Source organism: Haloferula sp. (assembly GCF_049672945.1).
Classification (GTDB): Bacteria; Verrucomicrobiota; Verrucomicrobiia; order Verrucomicrobiales; family Akkermansiaceae; genus Haloferula.
The window spans coordinates 1-6443 of sequence record NZ_JBATWY010000035.1 but is presented as its reverse complement, the minus strand read 5'-3'; the positions used below and the strand labels follow the sequence as shown (position 1 = coordinate 6443).

The following is a 6443-nucleotide window of genomic DNA, read 5'->3' as shown; positions in this document are numbered from 1 at the left end:
TGGAGAAAGGCCGCTGAAGCGGAAAGGACCGCGCGACGCTGTCGCGCTTGGCTTGGGATGAAAAGCGCGACAACGTCGCGCGCTCCGTCACGAATAGAAATGTTCCGGTTTCATATCTGGTAACAGTATTTTCATTTTGCATTTCTTGCCTGGGGTTCCTCATCGCCACTCTGCTTCCAGATAACAGGGTATCATTAATCTTCTCATTGAACTTCACGTTTCGTTATTCGTCCCCACAAATCCAATCGGCCTTCTGGAAGAGCTTCGTCGAGGGAAAGCTAAGGTATCCGTCCTCATCTACGAAATCCAAAGTGATCGTATAACCTTCCTCAGCCACAAGCAACTTCACCTCGCTCACCGCACCATTCTCCTGGGTCAACCTCCCCAATTCCTGAAGCACCGGCTGCTTCCTTTTCGCCGACTTGGCCTTGGCCATCTTCTTTCGCCGACTTTCTCTAGCTCGCCACCCCTCGGCCACAACAGCAGAATAACTGCCGGCATATCCGGAGTATCCGGCGTTAGCAATGATGGTCTGCAATGCCCTGTCCAACTCGGACCGCAGATTCACCGGGCCCTTCGAAAGTTCGGCTGCGCCACCATAGCTGAAGCTAGACGAGAGGTCGATGATGTCCGTATCCAGACTCAAACGGTGTGGATCAAGAAGCTCCCGATGGCGGCTGTAGGTCCAGTCGTCGCCCTTAGCCATCTCGATCTCGATTCGACACAATGACTCTCTCCACTTGAGCAGAGCCGGATCCTCTTTCGAGGGTAGTTTGAACCTCTCCAGATAGCGTAGACCTCGCTCATGGGCGTCCTTCTCGTCATCGACCCACTTCCCACGACTCGGGATTTTCACCCCGCAATCCTGAGGTTTGAAGTAGGGAACCTCGTCCCCCCATGTGATCGATACCTCCCAAGTCTCAGGCGGTGCATTATCGGGACCCACGATGAACGGGAGCTCATTTTGATAGGTGAAATACACACAAAACGGCAAACCCAACTCCTTCGAGAAGTAGGAAGCTTTGACATGCATCCTGCCTCCTCTCGGACCCAGAACCCAATCTGATCCAGCAAGAAACAAGGAGTTAGGGAATTTGCCCGGAAGCTGAACGATCCGTCTCCCGCGGACACTTAAGCTGGAGGTGTAGGGTGGAAGAACGATGTCAGCGAGATCTTCAAGCGTGGACGCGAATTCGTAATTTCCAAACTTTACCTCAGCGAGCGCACCTCCTTTTCCCACAAGATCCTCCCATCTTGCCTTCCCAGTTGGTTTCTGGATCGAATTCAACAGCTTTTTCGCTGCTGGATAGGTCAACACTTCTGAATACGTAAACCTTGAAAACATACATTAATCGTTTACTTGATTGCAGGCGGAGGCAACAGCAACCGCACCTTGTAATCGAAAGTAATTTTCAATGGAGCACCGAGGTCCTTTAGGCGCGTCTTAGTCTTTTCAGCGACTGGAGCCGAAGCCCTCGACTACCGGGGCATCATGGGCGTCGAATTCTTCCAGCTCCCCGACGGCAGCCTGCTCGTCAACGAAATGGCCCGCCGCCCGCACAACAGCGGCCACCACACCCTCGATGCCTGCGCCACCTCGCAGTTCGAGCAGCAGGTCCGCGCCGTCTGCGGCCTCCCACTCGGCTCCACCCGCCTGCTGTCCCCGGTCGTCATGCTCAATCTGTTAGGCGACATGTGGCCCGCCGAAGAAACCGCCCCCGACTGGCTGCCGATCTTCGCCGACCAGGAAAGCTTCCTCCACCTCTACGGCAAGCACCACGCGCGCGGCCGCAGGAAAATGGGCCATGTGAATGTCACCGGAACGACCATCGAGGACTGCATCGAAAGATCGGAATGCTTGAAAGCGGCTCTGTTAGATAAGGGTCGGGAAACCCGTTGAAGAACCCGATACTACCGCGCCTTGAGATCGGGGATTTTGGAAAAACTGAAAGCCCCATGTTCCCAGCAACGATGCCCGCTGATTCCTAGGCGCGGGGAATATGGAGAAGGACTTTTTAAGTCCTTTGCGGTGGAAGGGGGGTAAGATGGCTCCGGGGTTAGGCGAAAGGAGTTACAAACTCCTTCTCCATAGCGCTCCGCGTAAACTCATCAATACCAGGAACTGGATCGTCATATCGGACGGCATCTGTAGGAAATCTTTTCCACAAATCTTGATGCTCGGCAGTAAAGCCACACCTGCTGCAGAACCCGAGCGGCTCCATTTCAGCAGGTGAGGCCGAAGCTTGCGCCGTCTACCGTTACTCTTTCAAACGATAGTAGCGCTTGGAAATACCCTCTGACGCGGCATCGACAACCTCGACACCCTCCTCGGTGAGGACGAGATCCGTGACTTCGAACCAGTCCACAAGATCCGGAGACCATTGGAGTTCCACATTCAAACCCTCGGTTCCTGCAACCAGCAAAATGGCCGCGCCCTGCTCCGTCCGACCAAGCAGTTGAAAGGTGGGAGCCTCGCTGATGACGATTGGACCTCCCTCGTATTCCCCATCACCGTTGCCCTTGCCATCACCCGCGAGGGAGTTGCCACCCCGGTCCAGGATCGAGTCGTTGTCACTCACCTTGAAGGCGGATGGAGCCCCCGCAACTCGGACGCGGCGCGAGCTTCCACTGCCGGTCACACTGACCACCCTCGCGCCCAAGGCTTCGAAGTCGTCCACTCCGACCCCCGTCACATCCTCGTTGAAGGTCACGATGAACTCCGTGAATCCCAATCCCGAGGCCTCAAGGTCGAGCGCGATCTCTTCAACTTCGGCTGGAGTCCCGTCACCAGTATATTCATAGACCGCGATGAAACGCTTGTTGACGTCGTTCACCGCGCGAAGGGTGGTGCCACTGACCTTGTCCGCCACACTCGGGTCGGAGTTGTCGATCACCGTTCCGTCCTGCAGCTTCCACTCCACGAACTTCCAACCAATCGGCATCGCCGCACCAAGGGTCAGGTCATTCCCCACGAAATCCTGAGGCGTCACTTCGACCGAACCTTCCTCGAAACTCCTGATCACCCGGCCAAGCCCGTCGCGGCGACCGTTGGCGTCAACGATTTCAGTACCGCCCTGGCCATCGAAGAAGAAGCGGGGTCGGATCGCCAGGCGACGGTTGTCGGGATCCTCCACAACGATCTGCATCTCCGGATCCCCACTAGAAACGTAGTAATCAATCTCAAAGTCGAGCTTCAGACTGTTGATCACCACTTCGACACGGCCGGATGGCGCTCCTGGAAGTCGCACGATGTCCGGAAGACTCGCCGTGACGATCAGATCAGCATCAGCACCTGGCCGGGAGAACCTCTGGATGTCGAGACTTCCACTATCCTCAAGCAAGGCGGTCAGAAGCGACTCACTGGCAAAGGAAGGCAGATTCGCCTGGATCGAATTATCGACCAAATCCACCTTGAAGTTCCAGCGAAGTGGGTTGTCGTCCGGATTGCCATTCCGGAAGTGATTGAAGACAAAAGTCTGCCCATCTCGCGTCAGTCTCGAAACCCCCGAGTGGGTGAATACCAGATCGACGGAGCCAAGGAAAATACCAGCAGCTTCCGCAGTCGTCGGCTCGCCATTGAGGAGGATCTGAAAGTCGATCTCAGGAACGTTGAGGTCCTTGATACGATGACTTTCGGTTCCGGTGCGTAGGAACCCACTCTCTTCGAAATTGAACACGGACCTGCGTGTTGGACCATTGAGACCCGGGAAAAAGGATTCACTGAGTGTCACCAGCGGCGGCGCGTCGGTAAGCTCGCTGTTGTCGTAGTTGCTGATAATCCGATTTGCCAAGCGCTGCAGCTCACCCCGGAAAACACTCCGGAGGGTCATAAAGCCATCCGCCGTCAATTGATAGGGGGAACCTGGGTTCGTCGCATCAAGTTCATCATCCTCAAAACCATCGAGTGGCTCGCTGTTCATGCGGTCTTCGGCCGCCTCAAGAATTACCAGGATCTTGTCGAACACGTCGACTGGATCAAAGGCCCTTTGCCCGGGTTCGACATAGGGTTCAAGCGTCCGGTATTCAAAGGACTTGGCGAGTTCGTAGAATCGCTTGCGCAGGAGATCCTTCGCACGCCGCTCGTTTTCCATAACAACCGAAAGCGCCTGCGGGTCGAGGATGCCACCAAGCTCGAAGGCACTGCTGTTGAGCCGTTCGTTGGCGATCGCGTTCTTCATGATCACCCCGGGGATCAGGCGAAGCTCATTCTGAGCGGCATTGAGACGTTCGATGAACAACTGTTTCTCCGCCATCAGGACCGTGATCCGCTCCACCACGCCATTGAACTGCGGGTCAGCGGCCCGAATCTTCGCCAACTCGGCATCGATCTCATCTTTCGGGGCTTCGTTGCTCTTGAGGAAGTCCTGCAATACCGTCGCACCGGTGTTCAGAGCGCTGATTCCCGTTTCAATGTTGGAAGCCTGATCAAGCAGCTTCTGGCGGTTCGCCTCATCTTCGGTTGGAGGACCAAGAACCGGAGGATTGATTTTCTGCTCCAGCTCATCGGCTTCCGTCTTCATCGTCGCCACCTTGTAGTTACCCGCAAGTGTTGCGGCCTCGACCACGGTCGTGAGCGGATCCTGCTCATCAACCCGCGAAACGATGTCGAGTCCACCGCCAATCGCTCCCAAGGCAGGCTGATAGACGGGGATGACCTGCATGATCGAACCCAGCGTCCGGGTCGCCTTCTTCCAGAAAGGAATGTTGTTGCGGTCATCGACGACCTCCTCCGCCCGCTGCCTGAGACGTTCCTCGATGTCCACCAGCTCGATCTGCAGTGCGGCGATCATCCCATCAATTTCCTCTTCCTTGTCACCAAGATCATCAATCTCATCCTGGAGAGCAGGCATTCTTGCCCGCAGGGTGGCGTTTTCCTCATCGAGATTGTCCTGAGCCTCAATCAGCGCGTCCTGATCGGCCTGCAGGTATTCATCGCTACGGGTCAACCAACGCGAAAGATAAAGCGTATCCATGACCGGATCGATTGCCTCGGCAGTCAGCAGGAAGTTCGTTTCGAACGAAAGCAACGGCACCCAGCCCGCGGGATTGCCAAAGTAGTCGAGCTTGTCGGCGATCCTTCTCACATGCCGTGTCGCATCTCCCGCCAACTCGGCAAACTGCAGGCTCGCCGAAGAGGCATCGGGGAGCTCGGGCAACGGATCAAAGTCCGCCATGATGTTGAGCAGGTTCTCGTAATAACGGAACTCCTCACCCGCCTCGGTGATGAATCCGAGATAGTAAATGTCCTTGGCATACGAAAGCGCTGCACGGGCGGAGATCGGATGCAGCCAGCAGTAACTGATCGGAAGTCCCCCTTCCGGCGTGTGGACGACCGGAGCGAGACGCGCTCCATTTGGTGAACCTATTCCGCCCGCCACATCGGCAAAGCTGGACATGCCTTCGAAGGGAGTGCTGAGAAGACCCGAGTCCCCACCTGCCATATCCGGCGAAAGCCCGCCGTGCAGCTTGAGACGTGCATTCGAAGAAGGATCGCTGATGATGTTCAGCACGTGCAAGGTCACGCTGCCGCCATCAAGACCCGCCGTCCCGTCAGCATCTACCGGCGTGGTATCAAGCATGGAATCCGAGCCTTCGAAGATCAGATCGCGAGCGTAGATGACTACATCGGCCTGAGGCACATGCAGTGGTGAGCGGAACACCACTTGCTCGGCATAGATCTTGAGTTGCTGCACATTTGTCCTGCCGTTAAGCGCATCGAAGAAGCGCGTGTCCGGGCTGGGGTCTCCATCGATGACCACCTTCTTGCCCGAGATCGTATAAATCTGGCCGGGCGAATCGAAGTTCATCGTCTGATCACCAGCGGAACGATGAATCGTATTGTAATCGAAGCCCTGCTCGTCGGGCAGGCTGTCTTCCTTCGGGCGCAGCGCGATGATTTCCTGCTCGAGCGGCAGATCCTGCGCCGGGCTGATGGTGATCGTCTGGGACGATGAACCTCCCAGGAAGGTGACATCGAAAGGCTTCCGATCATTACTATCCGGCACGTAGCTGAACCAGCCATTCCCATCGATCAGCACCGGCCCGATCGCGGAACCCGAAGTGATCTCGATCATTGTTCCCGCCGGGACGTAGAATCCAAGGACCTCGCCACCGCGAACCGCTTGTGGAGAAATCTCTCCGATCACGTAGGAATTTGCCGGCGTATAAGTCGCGGTGATCGTGGTCGTCACACCGCCCCCTGGAGCAACCGTCGTTTCAATGTCACGCGGCGGCAACCAACCTGGCACCTGCGTGAAGCGAACCGTCTGCGCTCCTACTGGAATTCCCGTAGCAGTCGTTCCACCCGTGTAAACCGGAGTGAGCCCTTCAAGACTCCAGCCGATCCCGGGAGTGGTCGCTGCCTCGGTCGGGAAAATATTCACCTGCACGTCACCAGTGAAAGCGAAGTCCACCGTCGCGCCCGCAGTCGGCAAATTGAGAAC

Annotated in this window: 3 protein-coding genes and 1 pseudogene; 1 reads left to right on the top strand and 3 read right to left on the bottom strand. The window is 56.4% G+C overall.

All coding sequences use genetic code 11. The annotated features are described in order from the left end of the window. Both WBG04_RS02965 and WBG04_RS02960 read right to left on the bottom strand, forming a co-directional pair. Positions 1–217, bottom strand: a 217-nt coding sequence (locus WBG04_RS02965; protein ID WP_424312867.1) for a hypothetical protein, incomplete at its 3' end; no start/stop codon positions are given. A gap of 6 nt (positions 218–223) precedes the next feature. Continuing rightward, positions 224–1033: a hypothetical protein gene (locus WBG04_RS02960; protein ID WP_424312866.1), complete on the bottom strand. Its 810-nt coding sequence runs from the start codon at positions 1031–1033 to the stop codon at positions 224–226. Between the two features lie 375 nt (positions 1034–1408). Between WBG04_RS02960 and WBG04_RS02955 the strand changes: the two genes are divergently transcribed. Continuing rightward, positions 1409–1900: an ATP-grasp domain-containing protein gene (locus WBG04_RS02955; protein ID WP_424312868.1), complete on the top strand. Its 492-nt coding sequence runs from the start codon at positions 1409–1411 to the stop codon at positions 1898–1900. A gap of 358 nt (positions 1901–2258) precedes the next feature. Here the strand turns inward: WBG04_RS02955 and WBG04_RS02950 are convergent. Further along, positions 2259–6443: pseudogene (locus WBG04_RS02950) on the bottom strand (hypothetical protein); the annotation flags it as partial.

Coding starts and splice junctions, on each gene's coding strand:
- WBG04_RS02960 (WP_424312866.1), bottom strand. CDS start 1,033: ATGCATGTCAAAGCTTCCTACTTCTCGAAGGAGTTGGGTTTGCCGTTT.